Source organism: Bradyrhizobium sp. UFLA01-814 (assembly GCF_046718885.1).
GTDB classification, from domain to species: domain Bacteria; phylum Pseudomonadota; class Alphaproteobacteria; order Rhizobiales; family Xanthobacteraceae; genus Bradyrhizobium; species Bradyrhizobium elkanii.
In genome coordinates this window covers 22,965-41,838 of the sequence record NZ_JAQOSR010000043.1, presented here as the reverse complement: position 1 = coordinate 41,838, position 18,874 = coordinate 22,965, and the positions used below count along the sequence as shown (strand labels likewise).

The window sequence follows — 18,874 nt, the reverse complement described above, 5'->3', positions numbered from 1 at the left end:
CAGAGCTCATGGCGTAGGATGCTGAGGGCGACCGTGTCTTCCGCCACCGTGCCATCGGCCGCTAGCCAGCCAGCCTTCGTAACAAGTCAGCCAGTCTGCCGCCCATGGCACAGTGGTCTCGGCGATCAAGTCGTCATGCGACCATTCGTTTGCGTCCGGATCGAACAGGCACAACGGTGAGAGCGTGATGTCCTTGTCATCGAAGTAGACGTGCGGGAGCGGGGCTTCTTCGACGGCATCGAACCGCGGCTCGAGACGCGGCGAAAGCACGCGGACAAGCGGGAACATACGCCAGCGTTCCCTTCCGACGCAGGGCAGCCCGTATTCAAGGGCCACCCTGTACGGTCGCTCGATGCCAACGAGACTGCCAAACCACACGGCGCTATCGGGCGTGCGGTCGGCCAAATCGAATTGGCGCCAACGGCGCCGCATCGCGCGAACCTGCTCCTCGATGCTTCTCAACACGTCACCAGCGGTTGCCATAGAACGTATGTCCGCGCGGCTGCGCCGCCGCCGGTCTCGAAATCGCGGGCGCGGCGACGGCGACGATCGGGATTACCTTGCCCGAAGCGGCGACCGTCCGATTTCCCGTGGCCACGGCTCTTCCCATGGTCGCAGCATACTCATTCACTGCAGACTGTGCCGGGCCTTCCCCGAACATCGCGACGAGCAGGTCGCGTTTTTGGTCGAGCGCGAGTTGATCCGACATGATTGCCGCGAGTTGCCGGCGAAAGAGCTTCAAGTCTTCGATGTACATGCGTTGGGCCGGCGCATTCTCGGGCCAACGATCGGTGAAGCGGTCCTCCTCACAAGTCGGATTGCGCACGTCGACGAGAACCCCGTTGCGATCCGCATACTCAAGCGCCTCGAGCATGGCTCCCGAAATCGCATCAAGCGAACCGGAGATGCTGGAGGACGGTACTGCCGTGTGGCCTGCGAAAGATGCCATCATTACCGAGGGAGGCATGCGCTGCCCCTTGCGCGCACCGTAACGAATGTTGCGGTTGCGCTTGAGCAACTGAAGGCCGACAACACTCGCCGACTTCCCGGCTTCCGTGCTGGAGTGACCAGGGACCGGCTTCACGTCGGCGTCGGCGACGAGGCGCTGCCGGTCAAACGTCATAGCGCGTTTGCCGTAGGCTTCCCTGAACAGAAGGTCGGCTGGGGTGTTGGCGTTGAACCAGTCGCAAAACGCCCAGCTGTTCATGACCAGACGACGATGGCGCGTGGCGGGCTCGTCGGGCTTGGCATGAAAGATGTGGCTTTGGCGCGGGTCATGCTCGTTGAGAAGTTCCGAAGGCGTGATGTCGAGGTGCATGCCGTCGGCGTACCGCACCGTGACGCACCGGGTCTGGCGCTCGACCATGCCGCGATAAAACGAGCCCGGCAGGCCGTTGATCGCCTCAAATAGGAGGTCGAGAGCCTGGGCGGGCGGCAAATTGCGGGGCAACAGCAACTCGGCGACGATGTCGATATCGAAGCCACCGTCCCGCCGGTGAGATTTGATCGTCGCCCGGATGGCCATCGACCCCTGAGGGTAGAACCACGTCACCTTATTATGAAGAGGGCTGTCGGGCCGCTCGGCATGCTTGCTGACAGCGCCAAAGCGGTCGACGGCAAGTTTGTGCAAGCTTAGGGGCAGTTCGATCCGAACCGCCGTTTCAGCCAGCAGGATCTCGCCGACCGGGGCGGTCGGTCCGAGGGGATCAGTCCAAAGCTTATTCATTGCAAAACGACCTCGCCAAAGGGGATGGAGCCACAGGACGCGAATCTTGACCTGAGTCTCTCTCTTCGTTAGCTTTATTACACGTCAAATATCTGACCTGTCAATAAACTTACTCTTCTGCGAGGCGCATGTGGATATTCCAGGTGGAAAGCTCAGATGGGGCACCGAGCAACGTCTTGAATTTATTGAGTTCCGGCTCTTTTGGGACGGCAGCATAAAGCGGAACGACATCGCCGAGCGGTTTGGCGTTTCCGCTCCCCAAGCCTCCAACGATCTTGCGCAATATCGCGAACGTGCTCCGGGCAACATGGAGTACGACCCGAGTGCCAAGAGGTTTGTGCCCTCCAGCACGTTCCGACCGCGTTTGATGAAGCCCAACGCTGAGCGCTATCTCGCTCAGATGCGCGCCATCTCGGAAAACGTAATCGCTTGGGGCGACACGTGGTTCGGCACCCTACCCGACGTTGGTATCGTGCCGGTACCGGAAAGACGTGTCGAGCCCGTCACGCTCAAGCCGCTCCTCAGAGCTGTACGCGAGCGCCGTTCGATTATGATCGAATATCAATCGCTCAGTGACGAGCGACCAGAACCAATATGGCGCGGCATCACCCCGCACGCTTTTGCAACCGACGGGTTACGCTGGCATATGCGGGCGTTTTGTCACCTTCAGCGCGTGTGGAAGGACTTCCTCATTTCGCGCTGCCTCACGATTGGAGATATGGCCAATCCAGAAGCCGACCCGCAGGACGATCGGAATTGGCGGGAACACTTTACGGTTGTCCTCATTCCAAACCCAAAGCTATCCAAGCCGCAGTGTGCAGCTATTGAGCGCGACTACGGAATGAAAGACGGGCGCAGCGAATTAGATGTGCGACGCGCGATGCTTTATTACCTCGATAAAAGATTGCGGCTTGACGTCGGTCGGGAAAAGGATCGTCCAAAAGAAACGCCGATCATCGTTGCCAATCGCAAGGAATACGACGCCGTTTTAAAAGACGTAAAGTACTGATACCGGGAGCAGACATGCAGCCAACATACTTTGCATAATTCTTGTTGGGCTAGCAGGGATGAGCGGCACCGGCGGTCTCGGACGCATTGGAGCAGGTCGGAGAATGGATCTTCACCAACTGTTATAGCTCCTTGTCCCGGCCGACAGACTGGCCAAATATTGCTGCCCCGGTGATGCAGATGCTGCGCCTGACCTCGCGGCGGCGATGCTTCAAGGCCAAGAGGTCGACGTCACTCGGCGTCTTGCAACGCGAGCACATGAGCTCGAGCCAACAGAAGCCTCCGTTTATGGCTTGGTCGCTTGGTCGATCGTCGGAGACGGATCAAAGGCGTGGGGTGATATTTCGGGGCTATCCAGACATCCCGTGACCTGCCCCTGAGTATTTCCTCCAGATGGAGTTAGAGTCCGGCCTGAGCAAGGACGGACAGATGAAGCGAGCAAGGTTCACGGCAGAGCAGATTATCGCAGTGTTGAAGGAGCATGGGGCTGGGGCGACGACAGCTGACCTGGCTCGCAAACACGGAGTCTCCGAAGCGACGATCTACAATTGGAAGGCCGAATTCGGCGGCATGGAAGCTTCCGAAGCCAAGCGGCTGAAGTCGCTCGAGGATGAGAACGCGAAGCTGAAGAAGCTTTTGGCCGAGCAGATGCTCGACGCGGCCGCCCTTCGCGAGCTTCTGTCAAAAAAATGGTAGGGCCCGCCGCCAAACGCGCCGCTGTGGCGCACCTGAAGGCCGTGATGGGCCTGTCGGAGCGACGGGCCTGCACGATCGTCGACGCGGATCGGAGGATGGTCCGTTACCGATCTTGCCGCCCTCCGGATACGGATCTTCGTGCCCGGCTGCGCGACCTTGCTCACGAGCGCCGACGGTTCGGCTACCGTCGACTGTTCGTCCTGCTGCGGCGGGAGGGCGAGCCATCAGGGATCAACCGCATTCACCGGATCTATCGGGAGGAAGGGCTGACGGTCCGCAAGCGGCGGGCTCGCCGCAAGGCCATGGGGTGCCGGGCACCGATTCTGGTGGAAGCAAAGCCGAATGCGCGCTGGTCGCTGGACTTCGTCCACGACCAGTTCGCCAATGGACGGCGCTTCCGCATCCTCAACATCGTCGACGATGTCACCAAGGAATGTCTGGGCGCCATTCCTGACACATCGATCTCGGGCCGGCGTGTGGCGCGGGAACTGACGACGATTGTCGCCCGCCGCGGCAAACCCGGCCTGATCGTCTCCGACAACGGCACCGAGCTCACCTGCAACGCCATGCTCGCCTGGTGCAAGGAAACCGGCATCGACTGGCACTTCATCGCACCGGGAAAACCGATGCAGAACGGCTTCGTCGAGAGCTTTAACGGCCGGATGCGCGACGAGCTCCTGAATGAGACGCTGTTCTTCGATCTCAACGACACCAGGACCAAACTCGCGGCATGGGTCGCCGACTACAACGGCGAGCGCCCTCATTCCTCGCTGCAATACCTCACGCCCGCGGCCTACGCCGCCACTCTCTCCGCAACGGACGCTCGGCTGCGCAACCCCGACCAGCTCCGCCGATCGTCCGTTGCTCCACCCGCGCCACTTGGCGTACAAACCACCGAGACTCTAACTGTCGCTGGATGAAAGTTCAGTGGCAGGTCACCCGGCGCAAAGAGATCAGAGCCCTGGAGCTGGTTTTGGTTACGGCGTCTCGAACGCCGGCCAGCCAGCCGTCTTCTTCATACCTGCCGGTGCGTTGTTGGCAGGTCTTGTCGAGCAATCGTTGTGCAACTCTTCGGGGGCGGCATGCGCCAGCTCGCGGGTCGATCAGTGATATCTGGGTACTGGCTGAAATAGGCCACTCGCAGATGCGAAATAGGCCACTCAAATTTTCGGCTGCAACTGAAGAACAGGCAGCGGCTGAGAATTCAGCGTTGCCGCCCAATCAAGGTTGGCGTAGAGCGCGCGGAAATAGGCATACGTTGCGACTTTCCCAACGTGCTCGAGAAACAGTTCGACAACCTCATCTGAACAGTTCTTCACCCCGTCGTAACTGACGATGTAAGAAGCGTGGCATTTAACGACCGTCTTGGTTTTGAACTTCAAAACCACTTCCCAAATCACATTTGCCATGCAGGTACCGTCGTCATAGCCATACGACATGACCTTGGTAGTGGCGCCGATATTACGGTTAAGAAGCGACTCTTTGATGCCAAGCGCTTCCGGCGAGATTTTGAAATCGACTTTTTCCAGCACCAGATTTGCCAGTCGCGTAGTGCGAACCAACCGATTGTAGTCAGCGCGTCGTTGCTGCATCTGCTCCGGAGTAAGGGAGGGGGGAGGCGCTTCACCCGCCCTCACAATCGCATTGGTCGCGCTCTCGTCGTTCATTCTAGGCAACTTCCAGCGTCAGCTCGGAATCAATCAGCAAAAATCTATCGTGGTAGTTGTCGTTTGATGCGCCAGTATCTTTGATGACCGCGACAAATTGAGCATCAATTCGCACTTCACCGGTCGACTCGCTCCACTTCCAGTCTTGACCGCTGGCGGATTTCGCCTTCGAGGCGCTTTCGAAACTAGCCTGAGTGGGCGCACGGCTCACCACGGCACGCTCGTTCAACGCATGAAACAAACGCGCCATGCTTTTCACGGTGGGGTTTGCTTCGTTACCCAGGATTTGGCTGAGCCGCGCTTTGGAAATTCCAGCCCTTTCCGCCAACTGAGAGCGATTGACGTTCTTTTCGAACATCATTTCCTGGATAGCGATCTGAAAATCGATCAGCAGATTTTCCTCCGCCTCGATAACCTTCGGGTCGGTAGGGATCAATTCTTTCGCCATGTCTCGCTCCTTAACTCTCAAGCCCCAAATTCAACAATCAGGCCAATCTTCTGCGCCGTATTTCTCAGCATCTGCTGATCAGCCTTGTCCTGCTTCTTGTTCGGATCGACGTTCACGCCGACGAAACAGCGCTTTCTCTCGACTTGGATGATCGAGCCGTACAACCGCCACTTCCATGCTTTGAAGGTCCACACGGTTGCCGTCAATCCAGAACCGTTTCCAACAGGAAAGTTTCCTTCGTTCTTAAATTTAAGCTCGCTGAGGCGCCGAAAAAAGTGCTGGTGATCACAGAATTCTCGGAAATATCGTTCAAGCTGAACACGGCGTTTGACAGAAATATCATCTGTCCCTTCAATGGCTTGAGTGTATTCCGTATGCGCTTCAGGCGACATCCGGATGTCGCCTGCGGCTCCTTGGCACACTACAGTGTAGTTGAGCGCAGTGAACCTGCGGTTCATTCCAAAATTCTTTCTTAGGTTAATATATAACTTAACTTCAGGCAATCGAATAAGGTTGTGTTCGCCCACCTGTCAACTTATTGGGACCATGATTGATGCTTTTGCGCAACACGAAGTTGCCACCTTTTGGTGTGGCAACCTATTTTTTCCCGCTCTGAATTACCGTGAACTTCCTGCGCCGATCCGAAGGCGCTTCAGTGGGCAGCACGGGGACCACGGAGAGCGCTGTGTCCAAGTCTTCTCGGTAACGCCCAGCGCCTTCACAGGCGACGCGTGCAGGGCGGCCGCGATATGGTTCTCGACGCAGCCGCCTGCGTGAACCCCCGGGGCGCCTGTGGAGATCGTTCGACTTCAACAGTCAGGATCAGGCTGACGAAATGATTAGGGCGATCGGTGCAATGAAGGCAAGAAGATGGGATGGAATTAGGTGACCATCGAAATGGCACTAATGAGCCGTTGTACGTATGTACTACCAACTGCGGTTCCAACGTCGTTTGCAGGAACCCGCAAGTTACCCAGCGTACCTGGCCACTTGAATAGGGTGGTTTTGATGGTTTGGCCGTGCAGGTGTCTGCACGAAAAAGGCCGCCTTGGTTGGCGGCCCCTGCTCGCCCTCACTATAACCTCTGACACGAACCATCGAGATCGCTACGTTCTCGAGCTACTCCTTAGTCACCTCGATGAAGGTGTCGGTGGGCAGGCATAGCGCGACGCGCGAGGAGGCCGCCAACGAGGACATCGTCAAGGGTACAAGGTCTATTACCTGTGTCCTGATGGCAAAGTTGGGCACGACGCGTTCGTCGTCATCCCCGAAACGATCCGGGAAATCAACAAGGTCGCGATTGGACGCGTGGTGCTGACCAATCGCGAGCACATGGACAAAGGCTTGATTGGAACGTTGCTGCGCTATCCCTACGAAGTCCGGTCCGCGGAAGAACATTTCGACGATATCCACGACGTCAAGATTGCCGGCCAGGGGCGCGCGCAGCGTTGAGTCACCTATCATCAGGCTGATTAAGGTTGCCCAATTCAATCCGCAGCAAGCTCATGTGATAGTCGTCGACGCTTGTGCATCTCGCCGCTATCGAAAGCCACCACGTAGGCGAACGTCGTTGAGAGCGGGAGCGCGATTGTCGAGATCCGCTAAAATCCGGTTTCAGTGCGCAACCGAACACTGGCCAGCTCGCAGTCAGAAAGCACGACGCGAAATGCGATGCCACGCTCCGCGACGATACGGTGCGAATCTTGCGGACATCTGTATACGTCCATGTACGGTCGAAACGCAGGCTGAATGCCATAGCATGAAACTCGCGATTGAGCCCAAGCCTCAAGTCTCTATTCGTCATCACCACATCCTGGTGTTCTATTCGAACCGGTAGTGTGAAGCGACGGCGGATTTGCGAAAGCAGCAGGCCCCGCGACAAGATACACAGCCACCGCACCGTCCCGAAACGGACAGGATTTCAGGAAATCGCTGAGTTCGAGATTTAAACTTGCGGTGCGACATCAAGTTTAACGCGCGAGCCTTGATGCTGAAAGTCCTTAAGCGTCAACTTATCGGAGCTATTCATCTAGGCCCAACGCAGCCTCTACGCGCCGAATGCAATTGTCGAGATCTCTCGAAACTGAGAGGTCAGCGATCGGCTTTCTGGCTCGAAACGTTCGATCTTCCGCTACATTTCTCGCACCGCGCCGGTCATCGCATCGGGCGATGGACACGCGTGCGCGGCGGCACTTGCCGAGGTGCTGCTGCTCAGATCGGCCATGACCGCATCCATCAGGGATGCCACGGCCTGGTCGCTCGGCTACGGAACATCTACCGGCTGCGTGAGGCCCGGCAAGTCGGCGACGCATATGCCCATTATGCTCTGTCGCCATTCAACGCCGATGCCATGCAACAGCGGTCGGTGTTCAGAACATCGATCGATCTGGTCCAGACCACAGAATCGCCGTGTTATCGATCCGCCATGTGAATGCATTTCATCCAAACAATCGATTTCACCAACTCATGTGTTTCTCGCAATCATAACTCACAATGTCGACAACAACTTCCCAAATTGTCGTGGCGATGGACGAGGTGCCGCCAAGCTTGTCGCTACATTTGATTGATCGCGGCCTGTGCCCCTGCAGCCAATCCAGATTGGACGCCATCATGCTGCATGCGAGCCACAGGCCGTCGGGAATAGGACTCGAGCTAGCAATGGGCCGGATCAGGTGTTCGATTGGCCAGTACGGCTCTGCTTAGTTCATTCCGGCTGCCAACATTTACGCGCAAGCGGGGACCGCTCAATTTCGCTCGCGGGTCAAGTTCCAGGGTGATTTTCTCAGCGTTCTTGGCACGACTTGAGAAGAGGTGATGAATGCGAACGCTACTGGTTGATCACGAAACGGACCCAGTGCGCATTGTACACGAAGCGCTCTCGGATTGCGGTTTTGCCGTTGACGTAGCGTGCACTCTCGATGAGGCAGCCGCCGCTTTTGGTTGCGCCAGCTATGACATTCTCCTGCTCGAGTTGGTTCTCCCGGATGGAAACGGATTGGATTGGCTGAAACAGTTGAGACGCGACGGACATTCGATGCCTGCCCTGATAATGAGCAGCTGTAACGAGCTCGGCAGGCGTATCGCGATCTTCAATGGCGGCGCGGACGACTTCCTGCCTAAACCCGTATCTACCGATGAACTCATCGCGCGGATGCGGGCCACATTGCGCCGATCAACGCAAATGACGGCGCCCGTCGTTGCTTTCGGCAATCTAAGATTCGATCCGATCGGTCGGCAGGCCTACGTTAATGGTCGGCCGCTGAGGATCGCGCGCCGCGAGGTGTGCATTCTTGAACATCTGCTCAGCCGCGCAGGGCGCACCGTAGCGCGCTCTTCGTTGGAGGACAGCCTCTATGCATTTGACAACGAAGTCTCAACCAATGCGCTTGAGGTCGGAATCTATCGTTTACGCGGTCATTTGAGCCGGTCGGGCGCGACGTTGTGGATCAAAACCGCGCGCGGGATCGGCTACGTCCTCGAATTGAAATGTGCGGCGTCGGCCGCGTAGTCGATTGAACTTGAAAGAAACGACCATCTTGAAACTCGTTCTTGATAAGCATGCTGGTGTCAATCGAGGACCGATCGCCACCAACGCCCTTTCGTCCGGCTTGCTTGCTTGTCTTTCGCAGCTCCTGTGCGTGGTCGTTCTGCTATCCCCGCCTGCGGCCATAGCTCAGATCAAACGGGATGATGGAGGGGGACCGCGGCGTGCGGCTCCTGAGGGCATCAACGGTACGCTGACCCTTTCCTCGTCGCTCGGTAAGACAATTCATCTGCCCGCGCCAGCTGCGAGCATCTTTGTCGCTGATCCTACGATCGCGGACTATCAGGCGCCTTCGAACAAGACCATTTTCGTTTTTGGCAAAAAATCCGGACGAACCAGCTTGTTCGCACTGAACGAAAGCGGGGAAGCGCTAGCTGAATTGCGTGTTGTCGTCACGCAGCCGATCGAGGACCTGCGTGCCACGCTGAAAGCCCAGGTCGGCGACTATCCGATCCAAGTCAGCTACACCCCGCGCGGAGCCATCCTGAGCGGTACGGCGCCCAATGCGGAGATCGTCGATAGCGCCATGAAAGTAACTGAGCAATTTCTCGGTACAGGCGCCCTCGTCGTCAACAAGATCCAGGTGGCTGGGTCATTGCAGGTTAATCTCAGCGTGCGCGTGGCGGAGGTCTCCCGTAGCGCCATGAAAGAGCTCGGCGTCAACCTCTCCGCTTCCGGTCAAGCTGGCCCTTTCACGCTCGGCTTGATCAGTGGCAGTGGCGGTGGCAATGGCGCGGCCCAGGGCGGCGGTACGGCAAAGATCGGATTCAACTCCGGGGGTGTCAACGTCAGCGCTGTACTCGATGCACTGGCCCATGAGCGCCTCGCCTCAGTCCTCGCTGAACCGAACCTCACCGCCATGTCCGGTGAATCCGCCAGCTTCCTGGCCGGCGGCGAATTTCCTATCCCGGTCTTGCAGGATAATCGCCAGGTCTCCGTCGAATTCCGCCACTTCGGCGTCAGCCTGGAGTTTGTGCCGACCGTTCTCAGTAACAATCAGATTAATATCCGCGTAAAGCCTGAAGTCAGCGAACTATCGGCGCAAGGCGCTGTTACCATCAACGGCATCTCCGTGCCGGCACTCTCCACTCGGCGTGCCAACACGGTCGTCGAGCTCGCTAGCGGCCAAAGCTTTGCAATCGGCGGGCTAATCCGCCGTAACTTCAACACGGATATCACGACTTTCCCTTGGCTGGGTGACGTGCCGATTCTTGGTGCGCTGTTTCGCTCATCCTCTTTTCAAAAGGAGGAGACGGAACTCGTAATTATCGTCACCCCCTATGTCGTGCGGCCCGGATCGAACACGAGACAGATGAGTGCTCCTACCGACCGCATCGCGCCTCCCTCAGACCTGGGACGCAGTCTGACGAACACATTGGCAACTCGCCCGCCTGGCCGCGGTGCTCCCTCGACCAGCGTACCAAGCGCGACACGGGGTGCCGGCCACATCATCGAATGAGGATCGACAATGATAGCGCGAATCGTGGGCTGCCTGATCGCTCTGACGGCCAGTCTAGGTGGCTGTACGAGCACGGCGCCGACTTATCTAGAGCCGGCCGCGCAGGCAGTCCAGATTCAACAGGAGAGGAATGTTTTACTGCTACAGAGTCTTCGAGGGTCCGAACGGCGGCGCCTGTGGGATTTCATCGCGCGTACCAGTCGCGGTCGGCGCGACGCGCTCCATCTCGACATCGCCGCCTCGCCCCGGCTCGGAGCGCAGATAGCCCATGAGGCTCGCGCAATGGGCGTCGACGCTTACAATATCCGCCTATACGGCCCACTCGTCGACAGGCGCGATGGTTTTGCCGCGCGAATCGAGGCGATTACGTATGAGGCGCACCCTCCCGCCTGTCCGTCGATTTCGATCATCGGCCCTTCAGTGAACGACAATTCTTTCGATCCGACGCTCGGCTGTTCGATCCGCAACAACCTGGCCGTCATGGTCAACGATCCGCACGACTTGCTTGACAACCAAGCCGTTGTCGCCGGTGATGGCAATCGTGCGGCCATTCCAGTTGCCACATACAAAACCTTTTCGACGGGCAACAACAGCAACTTGAGCCCAGCTAACAACAAGGTGTCGTCAGATCCCACGTCAGCCGGCGCCCAGGCCGTGCAGCCCTCTCGATAGCGCCAACATCCGTCACCCGCAGTGCGAGTCCACACTAGGAACTAGACTTGGACCTCGGCAGGAATTGTTTTTGCCACAGATTCGAATGCCGAGCGCGTCTTGGATTTTGATCTCACTTTCAGTGATGGCATGCCGCGCAAAAACTACCAGAACTGGACGGGGGATGTCGGTCAATCGGCCGATGAGAAACATCACTGGCAATTGCGATCAACGATTTTACTTCAATGAAGAGGAAATGAAGCGGGCCATACCGCATCGGCGGATGAGCCTGCCTTCACCCGTCGATCAACAAGCAAGGCAGAGGACCTTGACCAAGGTCTTGCCGAGCTCGACGAGAGAACGCAAAGAAGCGATACGCTTCAGGCCTTTGCGATCAATGTTCTCGAGTTTCGATGTCATCGACTCAGAGGAGAACACCAGTCCACCATTGGCCAGCACCGCCGCCAGAATTGCGCGGGCGTGCGAACCGACCCTCGTTATTGCCGTCTTCAGAAGCGTGGCGATGGTCGCCCAAGTCGGACCGCCGCTTGGCTGGCGATGGTTTCGGCCGAGTCGCCCGCTTGGTGTTGGATTCGATCTCGATGCCGTCGCCTAGGACGCGCTGGCGGGCGATGCGTCTGGATGATGGCGGCGGAGTCTTCCTGGCGCGCTTTCACCCGCGTGCCAGGAACCTGGCCGCGGATATAGGCCCGAGGTGACCAGAGCGCGGCTATGGTGGCGACGGTTTGGGTCGTCAAGTCGACCTATCGTTGACGGAGGCTTGTAGAACCGTCGTCTGGCGCCAGCGTCGCGTCCTAATTGGCAACCTCCTGAACGGCGCCCCGCTAAAATCATCAACTGGCCGAGCCAAGGTCAGATAGAAGAACAATGCGCCGGACTTCCGGTCGGGTCGGGGCTAAAAGAGTCCCTCTTCTCCAGGCAGGGTAATGTTGCGCTATGTGCTGATAAGAGGAAGGGTCGTCGGCGGAGGCGGAAGACCGAACACTCCTGGCATGTTCCATGAAATTGGAAGCCACTGCTGAACGCCCGTAACCGGATTACAAACCGCCGGCTCCAGATTCGAACGTCTGAATGATGATTTCAGCGCGATCGCCACTCACGTGAGAAGCCCAGCTACGTCAAGTGTCGGGCTTGGTCGACTGGATGCTCCGCCTCACCAAGGGGATAGCGTGGGAGCACTGTGGTCAACAAAGACTTACAGAACGCAGGTGTTAGCTTGCCCCGGTGGATCACGACATTCTCGTGACCTGTCGCTGCGCGGGCGCTCTGCCACTGCCGATTGTAGCCGCGCTGTTCATTGGACTTGACGTGGCAAGCGGCGAAGTCTGCGTCATCCAGCACCGCCAACTGCCACGCATGTACCGGCCGTTTCGCATGAATGTGCACCCACATCGGACTCGGCATTGCACCATTGCGGAACGCGCTGGGCTGCAGCTTGATCTCGAACAGCGCCCCTGGTTCACCCTTTAAGGGGCGCGGTAGATCGGCAACCGCCAATTCCTCGATCGCCCGCAAGTGTTCAAGGTACTTCTGTGAGGGGAAGGCGTAGGTCTTCATGCAATCAATCCGAGTCGTCGCCTTTCGCTCATTCAAAGACTTGGCCAGCCCCTGCGCTTCGGAGCACATCACATTGAGCCGGACTATTTTGTCGTGCACTTCGCGCACTTGGGCAGGCGTGAGCAGGCCGCGCCGACGAGGCGCCTCCAACGCGCCCACACATGCCTCCATCTCCGTAGCCTGCGTCCGCAAGCGCGCGACCACGGTTTCCACGACGTGGTCGGCGTCCTCGGGTTTCATCTGGCGTACTTGGGCGGCGGTCCTTTGCTGACCGGGCAGATCGAATTGCAAAAGTTCGTCCAATCGCTTGAGGAGTCGCGTTAGTCCCTCTATCGAGGGCGGGGCTTGCCAGATCGCCAAACGTGCCGTCGCCGACGATGAGGCTGCCGCATGCGCCTCCTCTGCGCTTACGAGCTTCTTCGTACCTAGATCCGAAAGCACGAGAACCTTGGCTGCCGGAGACGTAGCGACTTGCGGCTGCGGCCGCTCGGCCCGCGAAATCCCGGCGCTAGCGGCCGGCGTGCGTTTGCCTTTCCCCTTCCTGCGCACTGTCGCGCTTTCAGGCGCAGCCTCGCCGCTGGTGTCGGCCGGTGTCGCAGCCCCAGCGTCGGTCGGCGGTGCACTGATGACCGCCGTCTTCGGCTGCAGTGCAAGGAAGCGCATGACCTCGTGAGCGGTAACCCACGCGCTTTCCACGATCTGGCCCAACATTTCCAATGGGAGGCAGGCACCTGTTCCGCCATCACTTAGCTTGGCACCGATGTCGTGTAACGCCGACGCAAATTCCGAAAGCCGCTCCATGACTCCTTCCAGAACGCCGCAGTGCTCTGCATCGAGTGCGCGTCCTTTGCCGTTTAGAACAGCGTCGGCCGCCGAGTGGAATGCCGGAATAACGTCCGCTTTGAAGGTTCCCAGCAGCCGCACGTGACCGTCCTCAGCCATGAGGATTTCCCTCATGGCTGGTTCGACCGTGCTCGCCTGCGGCTCGATAATGACCTGGGCGAGAGCGATCCGTGATCCCAGATGCATGCATTTCGTATACAGTGCCAGCCTGTGTGCAGCCGCAGCGCGGCCTCCTCAGTCTGCCGCATCTGGGCCGTTGTACTTGGTAGGTTCGCAGTAGCCGCGCAGACGGACTGCATTCGTTCCGAGCGCAATGCCTTCTTTTCCCACCACTTCATGCAGGCCTCATGGCGGTCCGCCACACTGGAACTCGCTCGGCTCAGCTGATCGGAAGTAGCGTTGAATCGGCGCATCCGGTCGAGCACGGTGGCCGCACTCTTCCTGCTCTGCTCCAAGGCGTAGATGGCCGGGGTAGCCAATATGTTGCATTGCTCCGCCGCATGGAGTGCTTCATCGCGGATTCGGCGAGCCCGATCGTCGGACAGAACGCGACGCGCCACATGCTTGGACAGGCTTGCATAGTAGTTCAGTACTTTTGAGCCTGCCTCGACGAGCCGGTCGATCAGCTCTTGCGCCTCCGACGAGTTCGGCAGCGTGGCCGCATTCCGGCAAGTGTCAAGTTCCTCAAGTAGGCCGTCCATTTGTTGTTTTGCTGCTTCGATCTCGTCGCCTGTCGAGGCAGTGGGGACTGCCATACCCGAAGTTGTCGGCTGGCTAGTGACCGGCACGGCTCCATCGTGACTCCGAGCGTGCATCCGCTCCACGACGGAATCGAATGATTGGCTGCCCTCCCCCGCGGCAAGACCAGAATCCGAGCGCGAACTGCTCGATCCCCATGTGCTGTCGGCTCTAGCAGCGCCAACCTGCGATTTGCCAAGTCGGCCAGTGCCAGTCATTTCCACCTCCGTACAGGCGATAGTGCGAGGCCTTTCGAGATAGGCTGTCTGGCTGACAACTAGCTGACGAAAAGTAACTACCGGATGCACAAAAAATCTACGTCCCGGTGAAGTGAAACTCCGCATGGACAAATGGTCCCCGTAGACTTCCGACCACCAGTGATAGCGCAGCGGTCGGTGCGAGGCGCAAAGACTCACCGTTCCTTGGCATGGCGATCGGCTCGTCAGACCGCGCGAGCTCACACCACCAGTTGACACCTTCCGTCACTCAGATCGAGTGATTGCGATGAGCGTCAAGGAACATCATTCGTCAACTCAGTGCGGCAGCTCTTCGCCCCGGCCTATGAACTCCAGCATCGTCTCAGCCTCATTGATCTGAAGTAAGGCACGCTGCAATATTCGGATCGTAGATGCCTGCGTGGGGACGAGGCCCGCTCTTTCGTAAGCGAGTTTCAAATGATGCATCACCTCTTCCTGAGTGGGGGCGACCCGATTCCGCAGCGCGCTGATTGTCAATGATGCGAGCATGTGCTCGACTACGCTTCTTTCTGTCTGAACCAATGCTGATTGCCTCCCATCGTTGGCTCAACCTTTGAGACCAGTTATCGGCGAAAATGTGTGCGCGCGCTTCAAGCAGTTGGCGCCAGTTAGTTGGCGCCAGTGGGTGCGCGTAGCGGGCAGGCAATAACAATGCGGTTGATGTCGCTGAGTACAGGGATCAGTGGGCGAAGAGATCCCGTGTCTGAACCAACTAGCCACCATCAGGTCGAGGCATCAGTCCCGCCGGTGGATGGTGAGTACGTCGCCCTCATGTAAGACTTGCTCGGCCTCTACGGCGAGGTCCGATCGCAAGGTCCGATGGTGTGCTTCGAAGATACCCGGTGCAACACATGGGCGAGGCGCGTCAACCGATCTCGGCCGAGTCTTGCGGGGACAGGGGCTCGATCGCAGGATCGACAATCCCAAAGCAGCCGTGCCACGAAATCGCCGCTCTGGAAGCCAGAGCGAATGCAGCAAGCTCTCGCATCCAATGCATGTTCATGACAGACTAGTCCTGCACCGATTTAGGCCTCGCCAATCTCGACACTTCCAAAGAGTCATAATCACTGTGCAGAGCTACTAGTTGGTATCAGCCTGAAGTCAGTCTTGGAGTGCAGGCCGTTCGAGGGGACACGGCATCGTGCTGTGTATGGATGAGAAGTCCATCTCTGGCGCTGATCGCGGTCCTCCTGATGCGGCCCGGTCGGCCCGAAGAGCCATGACTACAGAAGGCACGGCACCTCCGGGCGGGCCATCGGCAAGTGTTACGGACGGCACCGAGCCGCTTAGTTCCCTATCCTGGGCGAAACTAGGCCGCCGTGCCGCGCGAACTCGACATCCATCTCGTCATGAACAACTACGACACGCACAAAACTCCTCTGATTCGGCTATGGCTGGCGAAAAGGCCGCGTTAGTACGCGCGCCTGACCCCGACCGGTTCAACCGGTTCATCGCGCATTAAGGCTCACAGCTTCGGAGACCGATAGCCAGGTCGTGAGCCCGGCGGAGCACATCGCGTCAGGCTCAAGGAGACCCGGCCACTCGGCTGGTGCGCGCGTGCACAACGCCTACGGTTTCAACAAATGACCACGGACCGCACAAGAAACGACCGGCCAAAATGCAACGAATGCGATCGGACTCAAAGGACAAAGCAGCAAAATCAACGAAGCTACTCGTTACCCGTTGCTCATGACGGTGTGGTTGCGGGGATTGCTGAGCCTTATCTGCGAGAGCAATAACGCCTGCTCAGATCTCTACGCTTCCGAGAAGCTATCGATTTTTCTTTCGATCATATCCAATTCTGCGATCGATGCCTAAGGAACCTATCCTTCTTGAACCGCTTCCAGCATCCTGGCGTTATGAAGCGTGCGAAAGCGAAGGAAGTTCTTCATCATGCACCACGGTGCGTAAACTCACCTGGAATAGATCGCGCCTTGGTCAAATTCGTTGAAGCCCTTGCAATCGCCGATGCGAGGCGCGATCATCTCTTCGAGAATGAGCGGCTGATGAAAACTCACATTGACGCCGCCAGCGAGAAACGCATCAGCGGTGGTGTTCAAGATGAAGTCCGCAGCAGTTTATGCTCGGTTCTCGACCGAGCTTCAAAACGAAAAGTCGACTGAAGATCAGGTTGCTCTGTGTAGGGCCTATGCGGCCCGTCATCAACTCAACGTCGTTGCGACCTTCGAGGACAAGGCTCGTTCTGGAGCCTCTGTATTCGGCCGCGATGGCTTGATGCAGCTTATGGATGCGGCGCGCCAACAACGTTTCACCGTTGTCATTGTGGAAGCGTTGGATCGGCTTTCTCGTGACATGGAAGACCTAGCCGGCATCCACAAAAGGTTATCTTTCCAAGGCATCGAAATCCAAGCCGTTCATGACGGCACGGCGGACTCGATCTTGATTGGAATTCGCGGCCTCGTTGGACAGATGCAGCGCGAAGACGGTGCGAAGAAGGTCCGTCGCGGCATGGCCGGTGTGATACGCGACGGTCGACACGCCGGGGGACGCGCCTACGGATATCGAGCCATTCCCGGCAAAGCCGGCGAACTCGAAATCGTCGAAGACGAAGCTGCGATCGTCCGGCGTATTTTCACGGCCTATGCCAGGGGACGAACGCCGCGGGACATCGCACACGATCTCAACCGAGAAAACGTTCGTCCGCCGCGAGGCCGGCTATGGAACGCGTCGACGATCAATGGGAACGCCGAACGTGGTGCTGGGCTCATCTTCAACGAACTCTATGCCGGGCGGATCGTTTGGAACAAAGTCCGGATGGTCAAGGATCCTGACACCGGCAAGCGGCTGTCTCGCCCGAACCCTCGTGATGAGTGGCAGAGCATTGAGGCGCCTCAGCTGCGCATCGTCGAACAGTCCGTTTGGGAGCAGGCTCACGCTCTGAAAACCGAGAAGAGCCACTTGGCCAGCCACGTGAAGCGACGGGCACCGCACCTCCTCTCCGGTCTCCTTCGCTGCGGTTGTTGCGGATCGGGGATGTCGGTTCATGACCGTGACAAGACTGGAAAGACCAGGATTCGCTGTTCGGCGGTTCGCGAGAGCGGGAGTTGTTCGAATCGAAGGATCATCTACCTGCGCGACATCGAAAGACTTGTGCTCAGCGGCATGGCGGAAGAACTGAAAGACCCGCAGCTGATCGAGACTTATGTCCGCAACTACAACAGTGAACGGGAACGGCTTGCCGGGGACGCAGTCGCAGTGCGCGCGCGACTGGAAGCAAAACGTGATCGGATCGAAGGGGAGCGCCAGCGCAACATTGATCTCGTGATCAATTACGTAATTTCGGAGGAGGACGCCAAGCAAAGAATCGGGGAGCTGAAGGAAGAGCGATTGCGCGTCGAGGCCGAACTAGCCGCACTCGAAGAAGCTCCAGTTCCCGTCGCGCTCCATCCAGCGACTCTGGACCGCTACATAATCACGGTGAACGCACTTGCGGAGACAATGGCCGGCCACACCGAGGCGAAGGACGACCGAGGTTCCCTGGTCGACGACTTTCGGGCTCTTGTGCACAGCGTCACGGTCCACCCGAAGGGACCACGGGAAGGGTTCGAGGTCGAGGTGAAAGGTAAGCTCGCCGCGCTAATCGGCGGGGACGCCTTTCCGCAGGCTCACCGCAATAGTGGGTCATACATGGTAGCGGGGGAGGGACTCGAACCCCCGACCCCAGGATTATGATTCCCGTGCTCTAACCAGCTGAGCTACCCCGCCATGGGTTCGCAATCGGCGGCTGGTGAGCCGCGGGTGCGAACGCGCGGCATATAAAGAGTGGTATGCGCGCCTGTCAAGCAAAGGCGGACGGGGCAGCAACTTATTGCAGACAGAGGCTATTTCGGCCTCACCGATTGGTCGCCGCCGGGGCTGCCGGGCGGTGGAATCACCGGCGTGTTGCCGCCTTGCGGGGTCGGCGCACGCATTTCGGGATCGACCCCGGCCGGCGGGCACAACACCCCGTCGGATTTGGCGAGCTTGTCGCCCAGCGGCTGGCTGCTCTGCCCGGTGGTGGTTCCTTCCGGAACCACAGCACCGGGATGCGAAGGCTGCTGCGGCGCGCAATTCGCGGCGGTGCGCGACGGCGCCGGTGGCGCGGTCTGGGCCGGCGGTGTGGCTGATGTCGGCGGCGCCTGCGCCACGGCCACCGCGGGTGCCATCATCAGCACACAGGATAAAGCGAGTGTTCGATTGATCCTCATGACGAGAAAACCGTGACGGCGCGCCGATGTTCCCCGTCAAAATCGCCGCAA

14 protein-coding genes, 1 tRNA gene and 2 pseudogenes are annotated in these 18,874 nt (G+C 58.5%); 7 read left to right on the top strand and 10 right to left on the bottom strand.

Annotated features, from left to right (window positions below; all coding sequences use genetic code 11):
• Window positions 1-6 precede the first annotated feature (6 nt).
• Complete coding sequence (locus tag PMN64_RS15605) at window positions 7-483, bottom strand: hypothetical protein (protein WP_411781256.1); 477 nt, start codon at window positions 481-483, stop codon at window positions 7-9.
• Window positions 467-1,726, bottom strand: a complete 1,260-nt coding sequence (locus tag PMN64_RS15600; protein WP_411781255.1) for a nucleotidyltransferase — start codon at window positions 1,724-1,726, stop codon at window positions 467-469. Before PMN64_RS15600 ends, PMN64_RS15605 begins: the two co-directional genes overlap by 17 nt.
• Before the next feature lie 130 nt (window positions 1,727-1,856).
• Here PMN64_RS15600 and PMN64_RS15595 point away from each other — a divergent pair, with 130 nt between their 5' ends.
• Window positions 1,857-2,735, top strand: a complete 879-nt coding sequence (locus tag PMN64_RS15595; protein WP_411781254.1) for a WYL domain-containing protein — start codon at window positions 1,857-1,859, stop codon at window positions 2,733-2,735.
• Between the two features lie 428 nt (window positions 2,736-3,163).
• Window positions 3,164-4,350 (top strand): IS3 family transposase gene (locus PMN64_RS15590; protein WP_411781253.1). Its coding sequence is split into 2 segments (ribosomal slippage): window positions 3,164-3,416 and window positions 3,416-4,350, totalling 1,188 coding nucleotides; the frame shifts between segments, so codons are not numbered across the junction.
• Window positions 4,351-4,590: 240 nt separating this feature from the next.
• On the opposite strand, the gene PMN64_RS15585 is transcribed toward PMN64_RS15590, so the two are convergent.
• From PMN64_RS15585 to PMN64_RS15575, 3 genes are read right to left on the bottom strand one after another with little or no spacing between them, the layout of a single operon-like run.
• A complete protein-coding gene (locus PMN64_RS15585) occupies window positions 4,591-5,097 on the bottom strand; it encodes a hypothetical protein (protein WP_411781252.1) in 507 nt (168 codons plus the stop codon).
• 1 nt (window position 5,098) lies between these two features.
• Entirely contained in the window at window positions 5,099-5,545 is a 447-nt protein-coding gene (locus tag PMN64_RS15580) for a helix-turn-helix domain-containing protein (RefSeq protein WP_411781251.1), read from the bottom strand.
• A gap of 17 nt (window positions 5,546-5,562) precedes the next feature.
• The gene (locus PMN64_RS15575) at window positions 5,563-6,003 is read right to left on the bottom strand and encodes a hypothetical protein (protein WP_411781250.1); all 441 of its coding nucleotides are present in this window, start codon (window positions 6,001-6,003) and stop codon (window positions 5,563-5,565) included.
• Between the two features lie 757 nt (window positions 6,004-6,760).
• Here PMN64_RS15575 and PMN64_RS15570 point away from each other — a divergent pair.
• The 4 genes and pseudogenes from PMN64_RS15570 to PMN64_RS15555 all read left to right on the top strand — a co-directional run.
• A pseudogene (locus PMN64_RS15570) lies at window positions 6,761-6,970 on the top strand (Ku protein); the annotation flags it as partial.
• A gap of 1,393 nt (window positions 6,971-8,363) precedes the next feature.
• On the top strand, window positions 8,364-9,053 hold the full coding sequence (locus tag PMN64_RS15565; protein ID WP_411781249.1) for a response regulator: 690 nt from the start codon (window positions 8,364-8,366) through the stop codon (window positions 9,051-9,053).
• A 4-nt stretch (window positions 9,054-9,057) separates the two neighbouring features.
• Window positions 9,058-10,548 carry a type II and III secretion system protein family protein gene (locus PMN64_RS15560; protein ID WP_411781248.1) on the top strand — a complete coding sequence of 497 codons (1,491 nt, stop codon included), beginning with the start codon at window positions 9,058-9,060 and terminating at the stop codon, window positions 10,546-10,548.
• 9 nt (window positions 10,549-10,557) lie between these two features.
• Window positions 10,558-11,220 (top strand): CpaD family pilus assembly lipoprotein, encoded by a 663-nt coding sequence (locus tag PMN64_RS15555; protein ID WP_411781247.1) that lies wholly within the window; start codon window positions 10,558-10,560, stop codon window positions 11,218-11,220.
• Between the two features lie 285 nt (window positions 11,221-11,505).
• Here the strand turns inward: PMN64_RS15555 and PMN64_RS15550 are convergent, their stop codons facing one another.
• From PMN64_RS15550 to PMN64_RS15540, 3 genes and pseudogenes are all read right to left on the bottom strand, one after another.
• Window positions 11,506-11,667, bottom strand: coding sequence for an EscU/YscU/HrcU family type III secretion system export apparatus switch protein (locus tag PMN64_RS15550; protein WP_411781268.1), 162 nt, complete (start codon window positions 11,665-11,667; stop codon window positions 11,506-11,508).
• Between the two features lie 666 nt (window positions 11,668-12,333).
• Window positions 12,334-14,576, bottom strand: a pseudogene (locus tag PMN64_RS15545) (hypothetical protein).
• Between the two features lie 1,952 nt (window positions 14,577-16,528).
• On the bottom strand, window positions 16,529-16,675 hold the full coding sequence (locus PMN64_RS15540) for a hypothetical protein (protein WP_411781246.1): 147 nt from the start codon (window positions 16,673-16,675) through the stop codon (window positions 16,529-16,531).
• Between the two features lies 1 nt (window position 16,676).
• Here PMN64_RS15540 and PMN64_RS15535 point away from each other — a divergent pair, with 1 nt between their 5' ends.
• Window positions 16,677-18,308, top strand: a complete 1,632-nt coding sequence (locus tag PMN64_RS15535; protein ID WP_411781267.1) for a recombinase family protein — start codon at window positions 16,677-16,679, stop codon at window positions 18,306-18,308.
• Here PMN64_RS15535 and PMN64_RS15530 read toward each other — a convergent pair.
• Window positions 18,265-18,341 (bottom strand) — tRNA-Met (locus PMN64_RS15530). The two genes, PMN64_RS15535 and PMN64_RS15530, sit on opposite strands and share 44 nt — an antisense overlap.
• Before the next feature lie 116 nt (window positions 18,342-18,457).
• Window positions 18,458-18,823 (bottom strand): hypothetical protein, encoded by a 366-nt coding sequence (locus PMN64_RS15525; protein ID WP_038382296.1) that lies wholly within the window; start codon window positions 18,821-18,823, stop codon window positions 18,458-18,460.
• Between the last annotated feature and the right edge of the window lie 51 nt (window positions 18,824-18,874).